Raw genomic sequence first — 22,244 nt, forward strand, 5'->3', positions numbered from 1 at the left:
TCGATACTCCTTTTATTCATTTCCATTCGCGCAGGTGGCGGCGGGCGACCCAGAGTAACCACGTGGACCACAGCCCGCCAGCCAATAATAACAGCACGCCGAGCACGGAGATGCCCCAGGGCGCCGGCGGCACCCGGCCGGCCAGCATCAGGCTGCCGCTGATCAGGGCGGCGGCGGCCAGCAGGGTCTGCACCTGGCGGTACTGGCCGCGCTCCAGGCGCGCCACCAGGGTTTCCAGATGGCGCGGGTCCAGGCCGCCGTCCTGGCCCGGCCGGGGTGTGCCCGGGGCCATTGGCGGGGCATAGGCCCGGTCCACCATGTCCAGGGCGCGCAGGCCCAGGCTGCGGGCCAGCCGGCGCGGCGAGTAGCGCTGGCGCACCAGCCGCTGCATCAGGGGCCGGGCTTCCTCGATCAGGTCGAAATCCGGATTGAGCAGGCGGCCGAACCCTTCCAGGGTGAGCAGTGCCTTGAGCAGCAGGGCGATGTCCGCCGGCAGCACCAGGCCGTGGTTGCGGATCAGGGCGGTGATGTCCGCCAGCAGGGCGCCCAGATCCAGCTGCGCCAGGGGCAGGCCGTAGTACAGCGAGACCACGTCCTCCACGTCCGCCACCAGCGCCTCGAACTGCACCGGCTGACCGTCGGACCAGCCGGCCAGCACCGCCGCCGCGTGTTCCGATTCCCGGGTGATCACCGCCCGCACCAGGCGTACCACCTGGTCCCGGCGGCCGTCGCTGAGCTTGCCGACCATGCCGAAATCGAGCATGGCGATGCGGTTGCCGGGCTGAATCAGGAAGTTGCCGGGGTGCGGGTCGGCGTGGAAGAAGCCGTCCTCCAGAGCCATTTTCCAGGCCACCAGGGCGCCGCGCCGGGCGATCAATGGCCGGTCCAGGCCGGCGGCGTCGAGCTGGTCCAGGGCCCGGGCCGGGATGCCCTCGATGCGCTGCTGCACCTGCAGGGAGGCGCTGCTCAGGGCGGTGTCCACGCGCGGCACGGTGAGCCATTTGAAGGCGCGCAGATTGCGGCGGATGCGCTCCGCGTTGCGCGCCTCGATGGTGAAATCCAGTTCCCGGGTCAGCGAACGCCGGAATTCGCGCACCAGCTCCACCGGCCGGTAGCGGCGCAGTTCCTCGGAGTTGTCCGAGGCCAGCTTGGCGAGCTGGTCCAGCAGCCGCAGATCGGAGTGGATCATCGCCTCGATGCCGGGCTTGCGCACCTTGATCACCACCCGGTCGCCGCGCCGGGTCAGGGCGCCGTGCACCTGGGCAATGGAGGCCACCCCCAGGGGCTGCTCGTCGACGCTGGCGAACACCCGGTCCAGGGGCCGGCCCAGGGCCGCCTCCACCGCCGGGCGCAGGCTGTCGAAGGGCAACGGGCGGGCGCGGTCCTGGAGGCGCTCGAACTGGTCGATCCAGTCCGGCGGGAACAGGTCCACCCGGGTGGCCAGCACCTGGCCCAGCTTCACGTAGGTGGGGCCCATTTCCTCCAGGGCATGGCGCAGCCGCTCGGCGGTGCCCATGCGCAGCAGGCGGTGGTCGCCACCGGCGCGCACCAGACGGCCGGCCTGTTCCACCGGCGCCGCCAGACCCAGGCGGCGCAGCATGTCGGCGAACCCGTACTTGAGCAGCACCGCGGCCAGTTGATTGATACGGCGCAGGTCGCGGCCGGTGTGCAGCAAATTCATCGATTCAGGGTTCCTTGACGCCTTCCGCGGCCAGCAGCGCCTTCTTGCGCGCCACGCCCCAGTGGTAGCCGCCCAGGCCGCCGGCCCGTGGCACCACCCGGTGGCAGGGTACCAGCAGGGCGATGCGGTTGCTGCCCACGGCGCTGCCCACCGCCCGGGCCTGGCTGTTCAGGGCGCGGGCCAGTTCACCGTAGTGGCGGGTCTGGCCGGCGGGAATGTCGAGCAGGGCGCGCCAGACGGCGCGCTGAAAGGGGGTGCCCACCAGGTGCAGGGGCGTTTCCGCCGGGGCCGCCAGCAGGGCGTGGATGGCGTCGCCATGGCCGGCCTCCAGGCTGGCCTTGGGGAAGCGGCGCGCCACCTGGGCACGGCCGTCCTCGGCGTCGTCGGCGAAGCTCAGCATCACCAGCCCCTGGGGCGACCAGGCCGCCACCATGTCGCCGTGCTCGGTGGCGGCGAAGGCCCAGGTCAGAGGGCCGCCATAGCGGTCGTCCTCGGCGGCCACCTCCGGCGTCGGCGGGCTGTCGTGGACCGGCTCCGGCAGCCGCCGGCGCAGCCAGTCGTCCAGGGCCTCGGCGATGCGTTCCGGGCGGTCCTCGGGCACGTAGTGCAGGCCGCGCCCGCCGTCCACCACCTCCAGGTCCGGCAGGCGCTGGGTCAGCCAGGCCACGCGGCTGCGGCCGAGCACCGCGCCGGGGTGGAAATGCAGCAACAGCATGGGCTGAGCCATGCTATCCAGTCCGTTCTCGATCTCCTCGATGGCGCGGCGCGCCTCGGTGTCCCGATCATTGAGCGGCAGCTCGCCGGGGAACACCCGGATTGGATAGCGGCTGCGTGGGTCCGGGAAGGGCGCCCGGTAGGCGGCCATGACGCTGCGCGGCAAATGGCGGAAGGTGCTGAAGCGCAGCACCATTTCCACGAACAGATTGTGCCGCTGCAGCAGCCAGTAGGAGAGCCGCCGGCGCCGGAACGCGAAGAACAACGGCCGCGCCGCCAGGGGGAATTCCTCCCAGTCGAAGGTGAACGGGAAGGTCTCCATGAAGCACAGCCGCGCCACCCGCTGTGGTTCCTTTTGCGCCAGACGAAAACCGATCGGGCCACCCCAGTCGTGCAGCACCAGGGTCACGTCCTTGAGATCCAGGGCGGCGACCAGTTCGCGGATGTAGTGGTAGTGGGTCAGGAAGCCGTAATCCAGCTCCGGCTTGTCGCTGCGGCCGAAGCCGATCAGATCCGGCGCCACGCAGCGGTAACGGCCGCGCAGCGGTTTGATCACGTTGCGCCACAGATAGCTGCTGGTGGGGTTGCCGTGCAGAAACAGCAGGGTCGGGCCCTGTCCCTCGTCGATGTAGTGCAGGCGATGACCGTCGATGGTCTGGTAGCGCGAGGTGAACGGGTAATCGGCGAATCCCATGCCATGCGTCCCGGCGGCTTTTCTGGCAAGATGCCACGGCCCCGATGACGACTGCAAGCGTGATGACCATGGCGAAACCCTTTGTGCGAAAGGATCTGGTGGAAGTAAAGGAAAGCCCGATCCATGGCCGCGGGCTGTTCGCCCGGGCGCCGATTGCCCGCGACACCGTGCTGGGGCAGCTCAGGACCAAACCGGCCAAGGGCGACGGGCCCTATGTGCTGTGGCTGGACGATGAGGGCGAGGAGCGCTATCGGGTACTCTGCGATCTGCGCTACATCAACCACGCCAAGAAGCCCAACGTGGCCTATTACGACGATCTTACCGTGGTCGCCTTGAAGAACATCAAGACCGGGCAGGAACTGCTGCACGATTACGGCGAGGATTGGAGCTGATCGCGACTGAAGTCGCTCCTACGGCAATTCCGGATCGCGATCGCCTTCAGAACGGCACCGGCGAATGGAATTCGCTCCATAAACCGGTGATCGGATGGTTGAACGCCAGCGTCTCGGCGTGCAGCAGCAGCCGGTCGCTGCGTCCCAGCACCTCCGGCGGCGCGTACAGGTCGCAGCCCAGAATCGGGTGGCCGATTTCCCGGCAGTGAATACGCAACTGGTGGCTGCGGCCGGTGACCGGCATCAGCCGCAACCGGGTGCGTTCCCGCGCCGCATCGCGCGCCAGCACCCGCCAGCGGGTGAGCGCCGGCTTGCCGGTCTCGAAACAGACTTTCTGTAGTGGCCGGTTGGGCCAGTCCGGGCACAGCGGCAGGTCGATCTCGCCTTCCTCCCCACGCACCAGCCCCTGCACCACCGCCTGATAGGCCTTGGCGACGCGGCGTTGCTGGAAAGCGCGGCTCAGACCGCTTTGCGCCGCCCGTGACAGGGCGAACACCATGACGCCGGAGGTATCCAGGTCCAGGCGGTGCACCAGACGCAGCTCCGGGTCGCGCCGTTTGAGCCGGGCGGTGACGCAATCCCGGTTTTCCGGCGCGCGCCCGGGCACGCTGAGCAGGAACGGCGGTTTGTTCACCACCAGGATATGGGCGTCCCGGTACAGCTCGGTAACCGGCTCCTGGCACTCCGGCACGATGTAACGCGCCGGCTGCTCCGCGCGGGTAGGGCGGCGTGGCCCCCCGCCCGGGTCCCGTTCACCGTCCCCAGACAACGTCGTGCACGTCCTGGTAGCGTTCCGCGAAATGCACGGTCATGCCTTTCTTCAGGTAGTCCGGCAATTCCGTGTAATCGCGCTCGCAGGCCTTGGGCAGAATCAGCTCGCGGATGCCGGCGCGGCGCGCCGCGATCACCTTCTCGCGAATGCCGCCCACGGCCAGCACCTGGCCGGTGAGGGTGAGCTCGCCGGTCATCGCCAGCTTGCGCGGTAGACGCTTGCCGGTGGCCAGGGACACCAGGGCGGTGGCCATGGTGACGCCGGCGCTGGGGCCGTCCTTGGGCGTGGCCCCCTCGGGCACGTGCAGGTGCACGAAGGATTCATCGAACCAGTCGGCGCTGCCGCCGAACGTGGGCAGGTGGCTGGCCACGTAGCTGTAGGCGATCTCCGCGGATTCCTTCATCACCTCGCCGAGCTGGCCGGTCTGCTTGAAGCCGCGCTGCTGGGCGTGCACCTGGGTGGCCTCGATGGACAGGGTGGCGCCGCCCATGGCGGTCCAGGCCAGGCCGGTGACCACGCCCACGCCGCGCTGGGCTTTCTCTTTCTGGAAATAGGGCTGGCCCAGGAATTCCTCCAGATTCTTGCCGGACACGCTGATGCGCTTCTCGCCGGAAAGCAGCCGTACCGCCGCCTTGCGGATGATCTTGTTGAGCTGTTTCTCCAGGTTGCGCACGCCGGCTTCCCGGGCGTAGCCCTCCGCGATCTGGCGCAGGGCGGAGTCGCTGATTTTCAGCTGGGCCGGTTTTACGCCGGCCCGTTCCAGGGCCCGGGGCCACAGGTGCTGCCGGGCGATGGCCACCTTTTCCTCGGTGATGTAGCCGCTCAGACGGATGGTTTCCATGCGGTCGAGCAACGGGCCGGGGATGGAATCCAGGGTGTTGGCGGTGCACACGAACAGGCAGTGGCTCAGATCCAGACGCTGGTCCAGATAGTGATCCAGGAAATCCTGGTTCTGTTCCGGGTCCAACACCTCCAGCAAGGCGGAGGCCGGGTCGCCCTGGAACGACTGGCCGAGCTTGTCGATCTCGTCGAGCATGATCACCGGGTTGGCGCTGCCGGTATCCTTGAGCGCCTGGGTGAGCTTGCCGGGCATGGCGCCGATGTAGGTGCGCCGGTGGCCCTTGATCTCCGCCTCGTCGCGCATGCCGCCCAGGCTGAGCCGGTAGAACTCGCGGCCCAGGGCCTCGGCGATGGAGCGGCCGATGCTGCTCTTGCCGACGCCGGGCGGGCCCACCAGCAGCAGGATGGAACCCTTCACCTCGCCGCGCATGGCGCCCACGGCGAGAAACTCGATGATGCGATCCTTCACGTCGGTGAGGCCGCTGTGGTGTTCCTCCAGCACGTCGCGGGCGTGCTCCAGGTTCAGGTTGTCGTCGGAGTAGACGCCCCAGGGCACGCTGGTGAGCCAGTCCAGGTAATTGCGCGTCACCGCGTATTCCGGCGAACCGGATTCCAGCACGCTGAACTTGCGCAGCTCTTCCTCGAAGCGTTTCTTCACCGGCTCCGGCGGGGACAGCGCCTCCATGCGCTCGCGGAATTCATCGGCGTCGGCGGTGCGGTCGTCCTTTTCCAGGCCCAGCTCGCGCTGGATCACCTTGAGCTGTTCCTTGAGGAAGAATTCCCGCTGGTGCTTGGAGATCTTCTCGTTGACCTCCTCGCGCAACTGATTCTGCAGCCGCGCCACTTCCACTTCCTTCTTCACCAGGGTGAGCACCCGCTCCATGCGCGCGCGTAGCGGCACGGTCTCCAGGATTTCCTGCAGCTCATCGCCGCTGGCGCTGGTCAGGGAGGCGGCGAAGTCGGTGAGCGGCGACGGGTCCCGGGGCGAGAAGTTCTGCAGATAGTGCTTGAGCCCCTCGTTGTAGAGCGGGTTGAGCGGCAGCAGCTCCTTGATGGTATTGATGATCGCCATGGCGTAGGCGCGCAGGCCCTCGTCCAGCTCGTCACGGGGTTCCGGGTAGCTGACCTCCGCCATGAACGGGCGCTTGCGGCTCAGGAAACCTTCCACGCGGAAGCGCGCCAGGCCCTGGGCCACCACCTGAAGCTGGTTGTCCTCGCCGTTCACGGCGTGGATCTTCACCAGGCAACCGTACTGGGGAAACTGGTCCGGCTCCACTTCGTCCGGGTCGCGGTCGCCTACGTACACCAGGCCCAGGGCGTGGTGCGGGGTCTGGCCGACCCGCTCCAGGGTGGCGCGCCACTGTTCGGCGTCGAGCAGCAGCGGCTGCACCAGGCCCGGCATGAAGGGGCGCTCGCGTACCGGAATCAGATAGACCCGTTGCGGCAGGGTTTGATCGGGGAGGGCGAGGGCGCCTTGCGGCGTACCCTGTTCGACGGTGGTCTGATTATCGTCCTGACTCATTGAATCGACTCGCTGACAAGCATCACGGAAAACGAATGCTCAAAAGATGGCGCCGCCCCACGGGTTTTCAATGGCTCATCGTGCCCGAACCCTCCATCCGGGCCGCTTCTCGGTGTGGGCCCCTTTCCGGGAACGCCGTGAACCCATCCCTGGGGGCTCCCGGTCAAACATCCTGTTTGACAGGGTCCCGGAAAGGGGCCCACACCGAGAAGCTCCGAGGTAGCGTCACGCGCGGCTCCCTAGCTTCCGGGCGTGGTAGGAGCGACTTCAGTCGCTTTCGACGATCAGCAGGTCGGCGCTCAGCGAGCGGGGTGTTTGCGTGCGGCGCTCCACCACCCGGGCGTTGAAGCGCGCTTCGCAGCGTTCCGCCAGTTCATAGAAGGGGGAACGGCCCGGGTCGGCGATGATCACCCGCTTCACGCCCTGGCCCAGGGCACGGCGGATCAGGTTGAACAGCACCGGAGTGAGTTCGTCCCAGAAACAGATGTCGGCGCCGGTGATCACGTCCACGCCATTCAGGCGTTGCTTGGTAAGGCGCTCGAAGCGGCAGCGCAGGGTCTCCACCTCCACCTTGTTGATGGCCGCGTGCAGGGCCAGGTAGGGGAACACATCGGCGTCCGCGTCCACGGCGGTGACCCGGCAGCCGAGCCGCTTGGCGGCGAAGATCGCCAGCGGGCCCCAGCCGCAGCCGATGTCCATGAGGTGGCTGCCCGGGCCGATCTCGCCGGCCCGTTGGCGGCGGGTCAGTTCGTCCATGATCAGGAAGCTGGAGTTCCACACCTTGTTGCCGTGGATGGACGGCTCATGCTCGCGCTTGAGACGGCGCACCGCTCGGTGGCCGCTGCGCAGCAGGGTCAGGCCCCGGGTCTGGACGGTGTGGGGTTCGCCGCGGCGGATGCGCGGAATCTCGATCTCGGAAGGGTCTTGGGTCATGGAAGCCGGCGCCTTGGAAAAGCAACGACATTAAGGGCGCCGGCGTCGGGGATCAAGGCTGGACGTCGTTCCAGAAACCGCGAAAGGCGGCGGCGCTTTCTTCCGGCGCTTCCGCCATGGGTACATGGCCGACCCCGTCCAGCACCACCGCCCGGCTGTTGGGCAGCTCCTGCTGGAAGCGTTTGACGTTGTCCAGGCTGAGCAGACGGTCCTCGCGCCCCCACAGGATCAGGGTCGGTGTTTTGATTTCCGGCAGCACGCCACGGCCCATGAGCCGCATGGCCGGGTCCAGATTGATGTCCCGCCAGACCTTTTCCGCCACGTCCGCGTTGGCGGCTTTTTCCTCGCCCATCAGCGTGATGGCGAAATCCGGAATGCCGACGGAGCGCTCCGAGGCCCAGTCCAGGGTGGTGTGGAATTGCTCGGCGCTGTGCGGGATCAGCGGGTTGCCCTCGGATTGTTCCAGGAAATTGAGAAACTCGGCGGTCTGCAGGGTGAGCCCGGCGGAGTCCACCAGCCCCAGGGACAGCAGCCGGTCCGGCTGGCGGCGGGCCATCTCGATGGCGATGGCGCCGCCCATGGAGTTGCCGGCCACGTGGAAACGATCCACGTCCAGGGTGTCGAGCAGGGTGAACAGCCGCTCCGCCTGGGTGCTGATGTCGTAGTCCATGTCGGTGGTGCGCGGCGTGGTCTGGCCGTGGCCGGGCAGGTCCGGCACCACCAAGTAGTAGTCGCCTTCCACTTCATTGGCGAAGTGCACCCAGTTGCGGGCGTCGGCGCCGAAACCGTGGATCAGCACCACCACCGGCGCGTCCCGATCTCCATCGCTGGTGAGCACATGCCAGTTCAGCCCGTCCTCGGTCTCCACGCGCCGGTCGTCCAGGCCAGCGCGCCATTTCTCGAACGCCATGCCCTGGTCGTAGGCCCAGTGCCGGGTGGTGTCGCAGCCGCCCAACAGGGCCAGAAGGCCGACCAGCAAAATCGTGCGTAACGCCATGGAATTCTCCCTTTGTTATCCGGTTGGGTCTTCCTTGGGGGAAAGGTCAGCGTAGTTGATTGGCGTGGCGCTGGGCAGCGCTGGAAAGGTCAAAATGCGTAAAGCCTGAACGGCGCTAGCGGGTCTTCAGGTTCCAGATGCCGGCGCCGATGATCAGCAGGGTGCCGATCACCGTGGTTAGCATCAGGGTCTCGCCCCAGAACACCCAGCCCAGCAGCGCCGCCCACACCACCGCGGAGTAGTTGTAGACGCCCACCTGGCCCGGGCGGGCGATCTGGTAGGCGGTGGTCATGGCGAACTGCCCGCCGATGGCCACGGCGCCGATGCCGAGCATCCACAGTGCCTCCTCGGCGCTGGGCCACTGGCGCACACGCAGCAGCAGCAGGGCGGAGAACAGGGTGGCGAACAGGGAGAAATAAAACACCACCCGGTGCGGCGGCTCGCTGGCGGCCATGCGGCGGATGCTCACCTTGGCGATGCTCATGATCATGGCGCCGGCCAGGGCCACCAGCATCACCGGGTCCACGGCGCCCCGGTCCGCCTGCAGGATCACGCCCACGCCGACGAAACCGATCAGGATCGCCAGCCAGGTGTGGCCGCTGATACGGTCGCCCAGCCACAGCCAGGCCACCAGGGGCAGGAAGAAGGGCACCGTCATCTTCACCAGCACCGCTTCCGCCAGGGGGATGTGGGCGATGGTGTAGAAGAAGCAGAACATGGCGGACACGCCGGTGAAGCCGCGAATGAAATGCAGGCCCAGATGCCCGGTGCGCAGATCGCGGATGCCGCCGCTGGCCACCAGGATCGGCAGCAGCACCGTGAGCCCGAGCAGGTTGCGGCCGAACACGATCACCTCCACCGGCATGGTGTCGGAGAGATGCTTGATCATCGCCGCCATCACCGCCAGCAAACCCTCGCCGAGCACCAGCAGCAGGGCGCCCTTGATCGGGCGGTCGGCGGCGCCATCGGCACTCCTGGCACTCACGGGGCCCGCTGGCCTTTGCCGGAAAACTGCGGGAGGATGCGTTCTTGCGTGCTCATGCACTACCTCGAATGACGGGGGCGGCATTCTACCCCCGGCACGCCGCCCTGACCATGGAGGCCATCCGCCATGCGCTGTTTCATCGGCATTCCGGTGCCCGCCGACCCGGGCCAGGCCCTGCGCGACCGGCCGTGGCCGGAGGGCGCCCGGGCGGTGCCGGCGGCGGACCTGCATCTGACCCTGGCGTTTCTCGGCGAACGGTCCCACGGCTGGGCGCGATCGCTGTGGCCGGCCCTGGCCGCCATCGCCGCCGCCACGCCGGCCTTCGACCTGACGCTGCCAGCGGTGGACGTGTTCCCCCGCGCCGGCGGCCGCATCCTGGCCGCCCGGGCGGAACGAGCGCCACGCCTGCTGGCCTTGCACGGGTCGATATGGCGGGTGCTGCAAGACGCGGGCGTGGAGGCGGAGACACGTCGCTTCCTGCCCCACGTGACCCTGGCACGGCTGCCGGCGCCGGCGGAATCCAACCCGGTGCCGGGCCCCTGGACCCTGCCGGTGCGGGAGTTGATGTTCTACCAAAGCCCGCCGGAACAGGACGGCTACCGGGCTCTGGCGCGCTGGCCGATCGGAAAGGATTGAAGGGGCGCAACAAAAAAAGCCCGGCGCGAGGCCGGGCTTTCCAGGGTCGGGTGATCGCGGCGATCAGCCTTCCTTGAGGGCGGTGGTGATGTCCACCACGGCGCCCTTGCCGTCGCCGAACAACATCAGGGTGTTGTCCTTGGCGAACAGCGGGTTGGGCAAGCCGGCGAAGCCCGGGCTCAGGGAGCGCTTCACCACCACCACGGTCTTGGCCTTGTCCACGTTGAGGATCGGCATGCCGTAAATCGGGCTGCCTTTGTCCTCGCGGGCCAGCGGGTTGGTCACGTCGTTGGCGCCCAGCACGATGGCCACGTCGGTCTGCTCGAAGGTCGGGTTGATGGTGTCCATGTCCTTGAGCTTGTCGTAGGGCACTTCCGCTTCCGCCAGCAGCACGTTCATGTGACCGGGCATGCGGCCCGCCACCGGGTGAATCGCGTACTCCACCTCGCCGCCGTGGGACTCGATGGTATCGGCCAGCTCGCGCACCGCGTGCTGGGCCTGCGCCATGGCCAGACCAAAGCCGGGCACGATCACCACGCGCTGGGCGGTTTCCAGCACCATGGCCACTTCCTCGGCGGAGGTGGACTTGATCTTGCCTTCGTACACCTCGTCCTGATCCATGGCCTCGCCGGCTTCCGCCATCACGCCGAACAGCACGTTGGTGAGGGAGCGGTTCATGGCCTTGCACATGATCTGCGTAAGGATCAGACCGGAGGCGCCCACCAGGGAGCCGGTGACGATCAGGGCGCTGTTGCCCATCACGAAACCGGCGGCGGACGCGGCGATACCGGAGTAGGAGTTGAGCAGCGCGATCACCACCGGCATGTCGGCGCCGCCAATCGGCAGCACCAGCAGCACGCCGAGAATGGCGGCGGCGATGGCCAGCGCCCAGAACACGAGCGGCGTGCCCGGGTTCATCACCAGGTAACCGATGGCCACCAGGGAGCCGATCAGGAGCAGCGCGTTGACTAGCTTCATGCCGGGGAAACCCATCGGTTTGCCGCCGATCAGTTCCTGCAGCTTGGCGAACGCCACGAAGGAGCCGGTCAGGGTGACGGCGCCGATCAGCACCGCCGCGCCGGTGGCGATGATGCCCACCATGTCCGGGTGCCCGCCGCGGAAGAACTCCGCCGCCGCCACGGCGAAGGACGCGCCGCCGCCGAAGCCGTTGAGCAGGGCCACCAGCTGGGGCATGGCGGTCATCTGTACTTTCTTGGCCAGGATGGCGCCGATCACGCCGCCGACGATGACGCCGGCGATGATGATTTCATAGGTGACGATGTCGCGGTGCAGCAGGGTGACCACGCAGGCCACGCCCATGCCGGCGGCGGCCAGCATGTTGCCGCGCACGGCGGTCTTCGGCTTGGTCAGGCCCTTGATGCCAAGAACGAAGAGTACGGCCGAGATCAGATAGGCGATATCAATCCAGTTATCGGAAATCTGCATGGGTTACTTCCTCTTGAACATCGCGAGCATGCGATTGGTGACCATGAAGCCGCCAATCACGTTGATGGTCGCCAGCACCACGGCAATGAAGCCGAGCACGTTGATCAGCAGACCGGCGTCGGAGCCGGCGGCGATCAGGGCGCCCACCAGGGTAATGCCGGAGATCGCGTTGGAGCCGGACATCAAGGGGGTGTGCAGGGTCGGCGGTACCTTGGTGATCAGTTCCACACCGAGGAAAATCGCCAGTACAAAGAGGGTAAGCTGTGCCACGAAGTCCATTACTTGTCCTCCTCGCCGTGGTCGCCTTCGGCGTCGTCGGACGCTTCCGGTTCGGCTTTCTTGAGTTCCGGCAGGCCCAGCATTTCGCGCAGCCGCGCCTGGGGCACGTCGCCGCCGTGGCTGATCACGGTGTCGGCCACGATCTGGTCCTCGAAATCCAGCTGCAGGTCGCCGTTGTCGTCGAGCAGCAGATTAAGCAGGTTTTCCATGTTCTTGCCGAACATCTGGCTGGCATGGAAAGGCACGGAGGAGGGCACGTTGGTGGGGCCGATGATCAGCACGCCGTTTTCCACCACGGTCTCGCCGGGTTTGGTGAGCTCGCAGTTACCGCCCCGTTCCGCCGCCAGATCGACGATCACGGAACCGGGTTTCATGGCCTTCACCATGTCGGCGGTGACCAGAATCGGGCTCTTGGCGCCGGGCACGGCGGCGGTGGTGACCACCACGTCCATTTCCTTGATCACCTCGGTCATCAGCTCGCGCTGACGCTTGAGGAAGTCCTCGCCCTGGGCCTTGGCGTAGCCGCCGGAGCCTTCCGCCTCGCCGGTGTCCAGGTCCAGTTCCACGGGCTTGGCGCCCACGGAGAGGATCTGTTCCCGGGCGGCGGGGCGCACGTCGTAGGCCTCGACGATGGCGCCGAGACGCTTGGCGGTGGCACAGGCCTGCAGGCCGGCCACGCCGGCGCCCATCACGAACACCCGGGAGGCGTTCAGGGTGCCCGCCGCGGTCATGTTCATCGGGAACATGCGGTGCGAGGCGTTGGCCGCCAGCAGCACGCACTTGTAGCCGGCGATCATGGCCATGGACGACAGCACGTCCATGGACTGGGCCCGGGTGATGCGCGGAATCAGCTCGAGAGCGATGCCGGTCACCTTGTGTTCCGCCAGGGTTTGCGCGAATTGCGGGTTGGCGAGCGGATCCGTCATGCCAATCAGGAACTGATCGGCTTTCAGGTTGTCCAGATCCTTATCGCCATTGGTCGTATTGCTACCCGGAGTCTGGACTTGCAGGATAGCCTGAGCGTTGGAAAAGACGTTGTCCCTGTCGACGAGCTTCGCGCCGGCGTTTTCATATTCGCCGTCGGTGAAGCCGGCCGCCTCGCCGGCGCCGCGTTCGATCAGGATTTCGACGCCTTGCTTCTTCAAAAGTGCGCCGACGTTGGCGGGCGTGAGAGCCACCCGTTCCTCGCCGGGGCAGATTTCCTTGGGTACACCGATAATCACCTGCGTTACCCCCATCTTATGGTTCGATAAAACCGGTCACGGATTTTTTTCCGGGACCTCGAAAAACGGCCGGTTTATTCAAACCGGCCGCCGAGCAGGCTGCTAACCTTATTGTGGAGTGACCAGCTTGGCAAATAAGAAATGTCATTCCACTGGACAAACGGTCAATAATTGAGCGAAAACATCACTGATTTCCCGTGGATTTGCTCAGTTTTTGAGCAACGATTGCCTGGTCCGATTCCTCCCTCATGTGCACGAAAGGCTCCAGAATGGTGTTTCCGCGCACCTGGGCCTTGATCACATGTAAAAAGGTGTAAGCCCCCAGTAATTTCCGGAACAGGAAGATGAATTCCTTGGGCGGCACGTCGAAATGCACCGACAGAGCGGTGCGGCTGGCCCGGTTCATGACCCGGTTGGGCAGGTTGCTTTCCCCCCACAGGTACTCACCGCGTTCGTTGACCACCGACGGCGGCGGCGGGAAGCGGTCCGGGTCCTGCAGGGCTTCGATGGCCTCGAAGCACAGCGCCGCGAAGTCGTCCAGCAGGCGCTTGGGCACGTCGCCGGAGAGAAAGCCCAGGGCGCGCATGGCGCCCACCAGGCGATCGGTGTCGTGGTACCAGGCGGCGCGGATCATTTCCCGGCCCGGGCCCAGCACCTCATCGTCGAAATCACGGATGGCGCCGAAATCCAGCAGCACGATCTGGTCGCGGCCGTCCTCCGCCACCCGCATCAGATAATTGCCGAAGTTGGGGTCGGTCTGCATCTTGTCCCACTCGAACACTTCCCGGCAGCACAGCTCCATGATCGCCCGGCCCAGGAAGTTGCGCCGCTCCTGGCTCAGTTCGGTCACCGAGGGATCGCTGATGTGCACGCCCTCTTCGTAGGACAGGCAAAGAATATTGTGGGTGGAGTAGTCGCCGAACACCTCCGGCACCACGAAACGGGGATCGTCCAGCAGCGCCTCGCGGAAGTGGCGGGTGGTGTGCGCCTCCAGATCGTAGTCCACCTCGCGGCCGAGCATGGCGCGCACCTCGTCCAGCCATTGATTGAACTGCTCGGTGATCGGCACCAGCCGGCTCAGCTTCAGCAGGCGCACCAGCGCGCGCATGTCGGAATCAATGGCGTCGGCGACGCCCGGGTACTGGATCTTGAGCACCAGCTCGCGGCCGTCGCTTTTGCGCCGGGCGCGGTGCACCTGCCCCAGGCTGGCGGCGCCCAGGGGTTCCGGGTCCACGTCCAGTTCGCTGAGTTTGACGGTGCCGAGCTGTTGTTTGAGGTGCTTCTCCACCGCCGGCCATTCCAGGGCGGTGGTGCTGTTTTCCAGGGTGTGCAGGGCGGCGGTGACTTCCTCGGGCAGGAAGTGTTCGCCGAACAGGGCCATCATCTGGCCGATCTTGACCACCGAGCCTTTCAGCTGGCCCAGTTCGTCGACCAGTTCCCGGGCCCGTTCGGACAGGTTCTCGCGGCGCCGGGCCTCGCGCTTGTCGGCGCTGGTGAACAGACCGCCGGCGCTGGTGGTAGCGTAACGGGCGCCGGCCAGGATGCCGGCCCGGGCCAGTGAGAAGCGGCGTTCCAGGGAGCCGGTTTTTACCCGTTTCACGGTCTTTCGTGCCATAGTGCCTCGCGCCAACGATGAACAGGGCGGGACGGCGGGGTCCCGAACGCCCCCGCATTCTATCGTGGGAAGCGTGGAATACCTACATGGGGATCGATATGCAGACCACCTGGATTCTGCTGCGCGGTCTGGTCCGCGAGCAGGCCCATTGGGAGGGATTCGCCGAGCGGCTGGCCTCGGCCCTGGGCGACGGCCACCGGGTGCTGGCTCTGGACCTGCCCGGCAACGGCGTACTGCACCGGCGGCGCAGCCCGACCCGGGTGGCGGACATGGTGGAAGCGGCCCGGGACCAGCTGGCGACCCTGCAGGTGGCGGGCCCGGTGCGGCTGGTGGCCCTGTCCCTGGGCGGCATGGTGGCGATGGACTGGTTGCGCCGCCACCCGGAGCAGGTCGCCGCCGCCGCTCTGATCAACTCCAGCGCGGCGCCGTTCAGCCCGTTCTGGCGCCGGCTGCGCCCGCGCAACTACGGCCGCATTCTGTGCCAGGGCCTGCTCGGTCGCGACCGCCTGGCCCGGGAGCGGATGATCCTCGACATCACCACCAACCATCTGTCGCCGGCGCGCCGGGACGAGATCGCCCGCCGTTTCCTGGCGGTGGATCGGGCGCGGCCGGTGTCCGCCGCCAATACCGTGCGCCAGCTGTGGGCGGCGGCCCGTTTCCGGGCGCCGCCGGCGCTGCCCCCGACGCGGCCGGTGCTGGTAATCAACGGCGCCGGCGACCGCCTGGTGCACCCGGACTGTTCCCGGACCCTGGCGCGGGCCTGGGGGCGGTCCCTGGCGGTGCACCCGGACGGCGGCCACGATCTGTCCCTGGACGCCCCGGCCTGGCTGGCCGACACCCTGCGCGACTGGTGGCGGGACGATCAGGCGTCGTCGCCGCGCTGACGCATGCGCCCCGGTAGCCGGGGGCGCCGGACCTTGACCGCCGCCGGTGTCGGTTCTAGCGTGTACAGAACCCGCCGGTTCCGAGGCGGTTCCGGTATCAGGAGAACAATCATGGCCACGCCCACCGAACTGGCCCGTTTGCGGGCCGGCCCGGCCACGCCCCGGGAGCAGATCTGGTTCGACCGCTATTCCCATGCCCGGCTGGAAAGCTGGCGCCGGGTGCAGGACCCGCTGGCGGATCGCTGCCTGGCGGACATTCCGTTCCGCCGGCCCTCCGGGCTGCTCGACGAAGTGGAGCGCCGGGCCCGGGAGGAGGGCGGGGTGTACCAGGACTTCCTGGATCACTGCTTCACGGTGCCCGGCTGGGTGGATTTCGAGACCATGGAACTGGGGCGGCGCATGTACCGTCGCCACGGCGCCCTGCAGGGGCTGGTGCTGATGTGCTCGAGCCTGGTGGAGGGCTATGCCCATAACAAGCCGTCCCAGGTGCTGGTGGCCACCGGGCGGTTGCAGAAGGACGTGTCCCGGCGCATCTACGAGACCGGCCAGATGCTGCACAACATCGCCGCCCCGGAGGGGCTGCGCCCCGGCGGGCTGGGGCACCGCACGGTGATGGAGGTGCGGCTGCTGCACGCGGCGGTGCGCCGCTTCCTGGCCGAGCGCGGCGACTGGGACGAAGCCCGCTACGACCGGCCCATCAACCAGGAGGACATGGCCGGCACGGTGCTGGAGTTCGACTACATGGTGGTGCGCGGGCTCAAGCGGATGGGCTTGTACATCAGCCGCGAGGAACACGAGGCGATGCACTACTTCTGGCGCTACGCCGGCTATTTGCTGGGCGTGGACGAGGCGCTGCTCACCACCACCCTGGAGGAACAGGAAGTCCTGGCGCTACAGCTCACTTCCCATCTTTACGACCCCACCGGCGACAGCGAGGCGCTGGCCAAGGCGCTGCTGCGCGACATGAGCAACAAGCCGCCGTTTCATTTGCCCTATGACGTACTGGTGGCGATCAGCCGCTTCCTGATCGGCGACGCCATGGCGGACGACCTCAACCTGCACAGCCGGGTGTCCTCGGCGGCGGCGGTGCGTTTGGCGCGCACCGTCCTGGGCGCCGCCAGCCTCGGCCAGCGGTTGCTTCCGGATCCGGCCAAGCGGCGTCTGGAGGATTTCAATCACGGCCTGGGCCGGCGCACCCTCAAGGTGGGGCTGGGCGGTGATCCGGCCCGCTGGGGGTTCAAGGCCCTGGCCTGAACCAGGGCCGTCGTCTCAGGAGTCCTTGTTGCCGGCGACCCGCTGCTCGCGCAGCAGGCCCACCATGTCGGCCAGGATACGGCCGGTTTCGCGCAGGTAGGGGTCCTCGTCCATGGGTTCCTCGTTGGCCTCCGGATCCAGGGCGCGCTGCTCCTCCAGCTTGCGCAGGTCCTCCATCTTGTCGATGGGCTCCTCGCCGCGATGCTTGCGCAGGGTGTTCTCGATGGCCAGGCGCTGGTCATCGAAATCGTGCTGCCAGGCCTGGCGCCGCTCCGCGTTCAGGGACAGTTCGTGGCGCTCGTTGGCGCGCCGCAGCAGCCCGCGCAGCTTCTCCACGTAGACGAACTCGGGGTCGCTCTGGATGCGCTCGTCGTGGCGCTCGCGCAGCGCCGGCAGCAGCGGCACCAGATCCTGGTAGCGCTGGTAGTCCGCCGGTTTGATCTCGTCCCAGGGCATGGCGTTGGGCAGGCTGCTTTCGCCTACTTCTTCCTTGTCGATCAGAGACGGCATGTTGACGTCCGGCACGATGCCCAGGTTCTGGTTGCTGGAGCCGGAGACCCGGTAGAACTTGGCGTTGGTCATCTTCAGCTTGCCGTGGTTCAGATCCAGCAGGGTCTGCACGGTGCCCTTGCCGTAGGTCTGGTCGCCGACGATCAGGGCGCGGCCGTAGTCCTGCATGGCGCCGGCGAAAATCTCCGAGGCCGAGGCGCTGTAACGGTTCACCAGCACCGCCATGGGGCCGGCGTAGAGCATGCCGGGATACTGATCGTTCTCGACGCTGACGCGGCCGCCGGCCTCGCGCACCTGCACGGTGGGGCCGCGGTTGATGAACAGGCTGACCAGCTTGTTCACTTCCAGCAGGGAGCCGCCGCCGTTGTTGCGCAGGTCGATCACAAGGCCGTCCACGTTTTCCTTGCGCAGCTCCACCAGCAACTCCGCCACGTCCCGGGTGGTGCTGGTGTAGTTGGGATCGCCCCGGTGGAAGGCGTTGAAGTCCATGTAGAAGGCGGGAATCTCGATCACGCCGAGTTTGACGGTGTCACCGCCGTGGTCGAATTCGATCACTTCCTTCTTGGCGGCCTGTTCCTCGAGCACCACCTTGTTGCGGGTGATGGCGATGGTGCGGGTGTCGTGCTCGCTGGCGCTGCCGGCGGGAATCACCTCCAGGCGCACCTCGGAGTCCTTGGGCCCGCGGATCATGTCCACCACCTCGTCCAGGCGCATGCCGATCACGTTGACCATGTCGTCGTCGCCCTGGGCCACCGCCACGATGCGGTCGGCGGGCTTGAGCTGGCCGTGCTTGGCGGCGGGGCCGCCGGGCACCAGGCGCACCACCTTGGTGTAGCCGTCCTCGTACTGCAGCACCGCGCCGATGCCTTCCAGGGAACGGCTCATGCTGATGTCGAAGTTCTCGGAATTGTGCGGCGTGAAGTAATTGGTGTGCGGGTCGAAGGACTGCGCCAGGGCGTTCATGTAGGTCTGGAACACGTCCTCGGCGGTGTTCTGGCGCACCCGGTTGAGCTGGCTTTCATAGCGGTTGGCGAGGCGCTCCTGGATGGCCTCGTCCTCGGTGCCGTTGAGGCGCATGGAAAGCACCGCGTTCTTCAGCTGGCGGCGCCAGATCGCATCCAGGGCGGCTTCGTCGGCGGCCCAGTCCGCTTCGCCGCGGTCCACCAGCACGTCTTCCTCGCCGTCGAAGGACCAGTCGTCGAAGCCCGCCTCGATGTCCGCCAGGATTTCCGTCAGGCGCGCTTCCAGCCGTGTCTGGAAGCGGTTGAAGATGGTGTAGCCCGCTTCCAGTTCGCCGTCGCCGAGCTGATCGTCGAGCTGGTCACGGTAGACCTGGAAATCGTCGATGTCCTGGCGGGTGAAGTACAGCCGGTTGGGGTCCAGGTCCTTGAGGTACTGTTCGAGCACCCGGGCGGACAGGTCGTCGTCGAACTTGAGCCGGCGATAGTGCAGGTCGAGCCGGTCGACGATTTCCTCGGCGGCTTCCCGGTGCACGGCCTCGGGCTTGAGCGTTCCCTGGATCTCGGGCCCGGCCTTGAGGTCGCCGCCCACCTTGAGGGCGCCGCCCAGCAACAGGGCCGCGAGAAACACGCCTAACAGCTTTCGGAATACGGACATGGGCGAACTCGGTTGTGTTTGGATCAAAGATTTTGCCCCAGTATAAGGGAATCGGCGGCCACGCACAGGGGGCGTGGCCATAGGCAAGCGCCGCCACCCGCGACATACTGTGCCCTTTGCCAGCCATGGGATCGCGACCGCCGTGCATCGTTTGTTCACCGGGTTTTTTCTGATCGGCATTCTGGGCGCTCTGGGCCAGCTTCTGACCGGGGACCTGGAGGCCCCGGCCCGGGTGGTGGCGGCGCTCTGGGAAGCCGCTGATCTGGCGGTGGAGGTGAGCCTGGGGCTGATCGGCGTGCTTGCTCTGTGGAGCGGCCTGTTCCGGCTCGCCGAGGAAAGCCGCCTGGCGGACCGGCTGGCCGGCGCGGTGCGGCCGCTGCTGGCGCGGCTGATGCCCTCCCTGCGCCGTGACCCGGGCGCCGGCGCGGCGGTGTCCATGAACCTGGCCGCCAACATGCTGGGCCTGGACAACGCCGCCACCCCGCTGGGGCTGAAGGCCATGGAGGCCCTGCAGGCCCATAACCCGGAACCGCGCCGGGCCACCGACAGCCAGATCATGTTCCTGGTGCTCAATACCTCCTCGGTGACCCTGGTGCCGGTGACGGTGCTGCTCTACCGCGCCCAGCAGGGCGCCGCCGACCCGGCGGCGGTGTATCTGCCCATGCTCATGGCCACCACCGTGTCCACCTTCGTGGGCGTGGCGCTCACCGCCCGGGTGCAGCGCATTCCGTTGCGCGATCCGTTGCTGCTGACCGTGGCGGCGGCCTGGCTGGCGCTGCTCGGTCTGCTCGCCCTGGGCATCTGGCTGGCGCCGCCGGCGCTCGGTTCGACCCTGTCCGGGCTGATTGGCAACGGCATTCTGCTGGCGGTGATCGGCGCCTTTTTCTGGGCCGCCTGGCGGGCCCGGGTGGACAGCTACGATTGCTTCGTGGAGGGCGCCAAGGAGGGCTTCCATCTGGCGGTGAAGCTGATTCCCTACCTGGTGGCGATGCTCGCCGCCATCGCCATGCTGCGCGCCAGCGGCGCCCTGGAACTGTTCCTCGACGGCATCCGCCATGGGGCGGCGGCGCTGGGCTGGGACACCCGCTTCGTGGACGCCTTGCCGGTGGCGATTCTCAAGCCGCTGAGCGGCTCCGGGGCGCGGGCGGCGATGCTGGACGTGATGCAGAGCCAGGGGGTGGATTCCCTGGCCGGCAAGATGGCGGCGGTGATGCAGGGCTCCACGGAGACCACCTTCTACGTGCTGGCGGTGTATTTCGGCAGCGTCGGGATTCGGGATATGCGGTACGCGTTGTGGTGTGGGTTGGGGGCGGATGTGGCCGGGTTGGTGGCGGCGATCGGGTTGAGTTATCTGTTTTTCGGTTGATCTCGGTATTTTTCTAGCGGCGATGGGCGGTATGGATCGGTTGAATCTCCATCGTGGCCGCGTCTCGTCGTGGTCCCCCTTCCGGGAACGCCGTGAACCCGTCCATGGGGGCTCCCGGTCAAACATCCTGTTTGACAGGGTCCCGGAAGGGGGACCACGACGAGACGCTTCGAGGTAGCGTCACCCGCGGCTTCGTAGGGGAGTTAGCGGGGGATGATTTCCCGGAAGGTGAGGTTGAGGCGGGGGGCCTGGACGCGGCGGCGGCGGGGCAGGGCGTGCTCGAAGTAGTGCTGGGTTTCCGGGGACATCACCAGCAGGTCGTCGTGGCGCAGGGTCAGGGCGTGGCATTGCCGGTGTTCGCCGTGGCGGCGGAAGGCGAAGTCGCGGCTGGCGCCCAGGTTGTAGGAGAGCACCCAGGGCGCGGGGCCCAGTTCCGGTTCGTTGTCGCGGTGCCAGCCCATGGTGTCGTCGCCGTCGCGGTAGAGATTGGCGAGCACGCCGTTGGGCTCGCGGCCGGTGAGGGCGCGGAGGCGCGCGCGCAGGGGCGCCAGGGCGTCGGGCCAGCCGCGGCCTTGGTGCGCCAGGCCGGAGTAGCGGTAGCGCACGCCGGTGTCGGCCAGCCAGCAGGTGCGGCGCGGTACCGGGTGTTCACGGCCAAATACACGTACCGTGGGAGACTCCCAGGGCAATTCGTTACAAAGCGTGTGGAACAGTGGCGTGGCTTGTTCGCCGAGAACCCCGGTGAAAAGCCACAGGCGAGCGCCATGGCCGAGCTCCGTGGGGGCCGGCCAGGCGGGCGGGCATGCTAGGGTGGAGTTGACACTCATGACGTGCTGCTCTATCTAACCGCTGTCAACGTCATCCGATCGTTTCCGGGAGTCTAACATGCTGCACGTCTACGACATCGAGAACGGCGTTCTCCGCGAGCGCGACGTGGCCGATCTGACGCCCACCACCTCCGACGCGGCGAGCTGGATCGACATGGTCGACGCCACCGACGAGGAGCGCCAGCAGGTGCAGCATCTGTTCCGCCAGGCGCTGCCGGACTCCGACGACGTGGAGGAGATCGAGTCCTCGGCGCGTTTCTTCAACGACGAGCACGGCCTGCACGTGCACTCGCTGTTCGTCTATCAGGCGGAGGGCCGCCATCGCACCGCCACCGTGGCCTTTGTGCTGCAGCCCGGCCGCCTGCTCACCTTCCGCGATTCCCGGCTGCCGGATTTCCGCCTTATGCGGTTGCGCGTGCGGCGCGGCTGGGTGCGGGTCCAGGAGCCGCTGGATATTCTGCTCAATATTCTGGAGCAGAAAACCGAGAACCTGGCGGACACCCTGGAGGACATCCATCGGGACCTGGAGGACGTGAGCTATCTGGTGCTGGAGGATGAAGAGGCGGAACTGGAGGACGGCATCGAGAAGCTGGCGCACCTGGAGGACAGCAACGGCAAGGTGCGGCTGTGTCTGATGGACACCCAGCGTTCGATCTCCTTCATTCAGCGCTACGTGCGCGCCGACAAGGACCGCCGCCGGACCTGCTCGGAAATCCAGCACGACCTGGATACCCTGATGTCCCACGCCACCTTCCTGTTCGAGAAGATAAACTTCCTGATGGACTCCACCCAGGGCTTCATCAACATCGAGCAGAACCAGATCATCAAGATCTTTTCCATCGCCGCGGTGGTGTTCCTGCCGCCCACCATGATCGCCAGCATCTACGGCATGAACTTCGATGTCATGCCGGAGCTGGAGTGGGCGTTCGGCTACCCGATGGTGATCGGCCTGATGATCCTGTCCGGCATCGCCCCGTACTGGTACTTCAAGCGCAAGGGCTGGCTGTGAAAGGCAGTTGATAGTTGACAGTTGATAGTTGACAGTTAGCGCGGACGG

General features: G+C 67.0%; 19 protein-coding genes. 6 read left to right on the forward strand and 13 right to left on the reverse strand.

What is annotated here, in order from left to right; translation table 11 throughout:
- Positions 1 to 16: 16 nt before the first annotated feature.
- Both HMJ39_RS02770 and HMJ39_RS02775 read right to left on the reverse strand, forming a co-directional pair.
- Positions 17 to 1,681 carry an ABC1 kinase family protein gene (locus HMJ39_RS02770; RefSeq protein ID WP_194296189.1) on the reverse strand — a complete coding sequence of 555 codons (1,665 nt, stop codon included), beginning with the start codon at positions 1,679 to 1,681 and terminating at the stop codon, positions 17 to 19.
- Between the two features lie 4 nt (positions 1,682 to 1,685).
- Positions 1,686 to 3,089: a haloalkane dehalogenase gene (locus HMJ39_RS02775; protein WP_194296190.1), complete on the reverse strand. Its 1,404-nt coding sequence runs from the start codon at positions 3,087 to 3,089 to the stop codon at positions 1,686 to 1,688.
- 68 nt (positions 3,090 to 3,157) lie between these two features.
- Between HMJ39_RS02775 and HMJ39_RS02780 the strand changes: the two genes are divergently transcribed.
- On the forward strand, positions 3,158 to 3,481 hold the full coding sequence (locus tag HMJ39_RS02780) for an SET domain-containing protein (RefSeq protein ID WP_161385656.1): 324 nt from the start codon (positions 3,158 to 3,160) through the stop codon (positions 3,479 to 3,481).
- A 46-nt stretch (positions 3,482 to 3,527) separates the two neighbouring features.
- Here HMJ39_RS02780 and HMJ39_RS02785 read toward each other — a convergent pair whose 3' ends face one another.
- The 5 genes from HMJ39_RS02785 to HMJ39_RS02805 form a co-directional block, all read right to left on the reverse strand.
- Positions 3,528 to 4,250, reverse strand: coding sequence for a pseudouridine synthase (locus HMJ39_RS02785; RefSeq protein ID WP_407645783.1), 723 nt, complete (start codon positions 4,248 to 4,250; stop codon positions 3,528 to 3,530).
- Complete coding sequence (gene lon, locus HMJ39_RS02790; RefSeq protein WP_194296191.1) at positions 4,234 to 6,615, reverse strand: endopeptidase La; 2,382 nt, start codon at positions 6,613 to 6,615, stop codon at positions 4,234 to 4,236. The genes HMJ39_RS02785 and lon overlap by 17 nt, the downstream gene beginning before the upstream one ends.
- Before the next feature lie 267 nt (positions 6,616 to 6,882).
- The gene (locus HMJ39_RS02795) at positions 6,883 to 7,548 is read right to left on the reverse strand and encodes a class I SAM-dependent methyltransferase (protein ID WP_161385654.1); all 666 of its coding nucleotides are present in this window, start codon (positions 7,546 to 7,548) and stop codon (positions 6,883 to 6,885) included.
- A 52-nt stretch (positions 7,549 to 7,600) separates the two neighbouring features.
- A complete protein-coding gene (locus HMJ39_RS02800; protein WP_194296192.1) occupies positions 7,601 to 8,545 on the reverse strand; it encodes an alpha/beta fold hydrolase in 945 nt (314 codons plus the stop codon).
- Between the two features lie 115 nt (positions 8,546 to 8,660).
- The gene (locus HMJ39_RS02805; protein WP_323370814.1) at positions 8,661 to 9,530 is read right to left on the reverse strand and encodes a DMT family transporter; all 870 of its coding nucleotides are present in this window, start codon (positions 9,528 to 9,530) and stop codon (positions 8,661 to 8,663) included.
- A 126-nt stretch (positions 9,531 to 9,656) separates the two neighbouring features.
- On the opposite strand from HMJ39_RS02805, the gene thpR reads away from it, so the two are divergent.
- The gene (thpR, locus tag HMJ39_RS02810; RefSeq protein ID WP_194296194.1) at positions 9,657 to 10,166 is read left to right on the forward strand and encodes an RNA 2',3'-cyclic phosphodiesterase; all 510 of its coding nucleotides are present in this window, start codon (positions 9,657 to 9,659) and stop codon (positions 10,164 to 10,166) included.
- A 63-nt stretch (positions 10,167 to 10,229) separates the two neighbouring features.
- Here the strand turns inward: thpR and HMJ39_RS02815 are convergent, their stop codons facing one another.
- From HMJ39_RS02815 to HMJ39_RS02830, 4 genes are all read right to left on the reverse strand, one after another.
- Positions 10,230 to 11,612 (reverse strand): NAD(P)(+) transhydrogenase (Re/Si-specific) subunit beta, encoded by a 1,383-nt coding sequence (locus tag HMJ39_RS02815; RefSeq protein WP_194296195.1) that lies wholly within the window; start codon positions 11,610 to 11,612, stop codon positions 10,230 to 10,232.
- Between the two features lie 3 nt (positions 11,613 to 11,615).
- On the reverse strand, positions 11,616 to 11,891 hold the full coding sequence (locus HMJ39_RS02820) for an NAD(P) transhydrogenase subunit alpha (RefSeq protein WP_161385650.1): 276 nt from the start codon (positions 11,889 to 11,891) through the stop codon (positions 11,616 to 11,618).
- Positions 11,891 to 13,114 carry a Re/Si-specific NAD(P)(+) transhydrogenase subunit alpha gene (locus HMJ39_RS02825; RefSeq protein WP_194296196.1) on the reverse strand — a complete coding sequence of 408 codons (1,224 nt, stop codon included), beginning with the start codon at positions 13,112 to 13,114 and terminating at the stop codon, positions 11,891 to 11,893. Before HMJ39_RS02825 ends, HMJ39_RS02820 begins: the two co-directional genes overlap by 1 nt.
- Before the next feature lie 184 nt (positions 13,115 to 13,298).
- The gene (locus tag HMJ39_RS02830; RefSeq protein ID WP_194296197.1) at positions 13,299 to 14,729 is read right to left on the reverse strand and encodes an ABC1 kinase family protein; all 1,431 of its coding nucleotides are present in this window, start codon (positions 14,727 to 14,729) and stop codon (positions 13,299 to 13,301) included.
- An 86-nt stretch (positions 14,730 to 14,815) separates the two neighbouring features.
- Between HMJ39_RS02830 and HMJ39_RS02835 the strand changes: the two genes are divergently transcribed.
- Complete coding sequence (locus HMJ39_RS02835; protein ID WP_228462112.1) at positions 14,816 to 15,613, forward strand: alpha/beta fold hydrolase; 798 nt, start codon at positions 14,816 to 14,818, stop codon at positions 15,611 to 15,613.
- A gap of 111 nt (positions 15,614 to 15,724) precedes the next feature.
- The gene (locus HMJ39_RS02840; protein WP_194296198.1) at positions 15,725 to 16,867 is read left to right on the forward strand and encodes an oxygenase MpaB family protein; all 1,143 of its coding nucleotides are present in this window, start codon (positions 15,725 to 15,727) and stop codon (positions 16,865 to 16,867) included.
- A 15-nt stretch (positions 16,868 to 16,882) separates the two neighbouring features.
- On the opposite strand, the gene HMJ39_RS02845 is transcribed toward HMJ39_RS02840, so the two are convergent.
- Positions 16,883 to 18,994 (reverse strand): carboxy terminal-processing peptidase, encoded by a 2,112-nt coding sequence (locus tag HMJ39_RS02845; protein ID WP_194296199.1) that lies wholly within the window; start codon positions 18,992 to 18,994, stop codon positions 16,883 to 16,885.
- A 142-nt stretch (positions 18,995 to 19,136) separates the two neighbouring features.
- On the opposite strand from HMJ39_RS02845, the gene HMJ39_RS02850 reads away from it, so the two are divergent.
- Positions 19,137 to 20,360, forward strand: a complete 1,224-nt coding sequence (locus HMJ39_RS02850) for a nucleoside recognition domain-containing protein (RefSeq protein WP_161385645.1) — start codon at positions 19,137 to 19,139, stop codon at positions 20,358 to 20,360.
- 203 nt (positions 20,361 to 20,563) lie between these two features.
- On the opposite strand, the gene HMJ39_RS02855 is transcribed toward HMJ39_RS02850, so the two are convergent.
- Entirely contained in the window at positions 20,564 to 21,187 is a 624-nt protein-coding gene (locus tag HMJ39_RS02855; RefSeq protein ID WP_194296200.1) for an alpha-ketoglutarate-dependent dioxygenase AlkB family protein, read from the reverse strand.
- Positions 21,188 to 21,245: 58 nt separating this feature from the next.
- Here HMJ39_RS02855 and corA point away from each other — a divergent pair, with 58 nt between their 5' ends.
- On the forward strand, positions 21,246 to 22,196 hold the full coding sequence (corA, locus tag HMJ39_RS02860) for a magnesium/cobalt transporter CorA (protein ID WP_161385643.1): 951 nt from the start codon (positions 21,246 to 21,248) through the stop codon (positions 22,194 to 22,196).
- Positions 22,197 to 22,244 lie beyond the last annotated feature (48 nt).

The sequence above is a fragment of the Alloalcanivorax profundimaris genome (assembly GCF_015265435.1).
Lineage (GTDB): Bacteria > Pseudomonadota > Gammaproteobacteria > Pseudomonadales > Alcanivoracaceae > Alloalcanivorax > Alloalcanivorax profundimaris.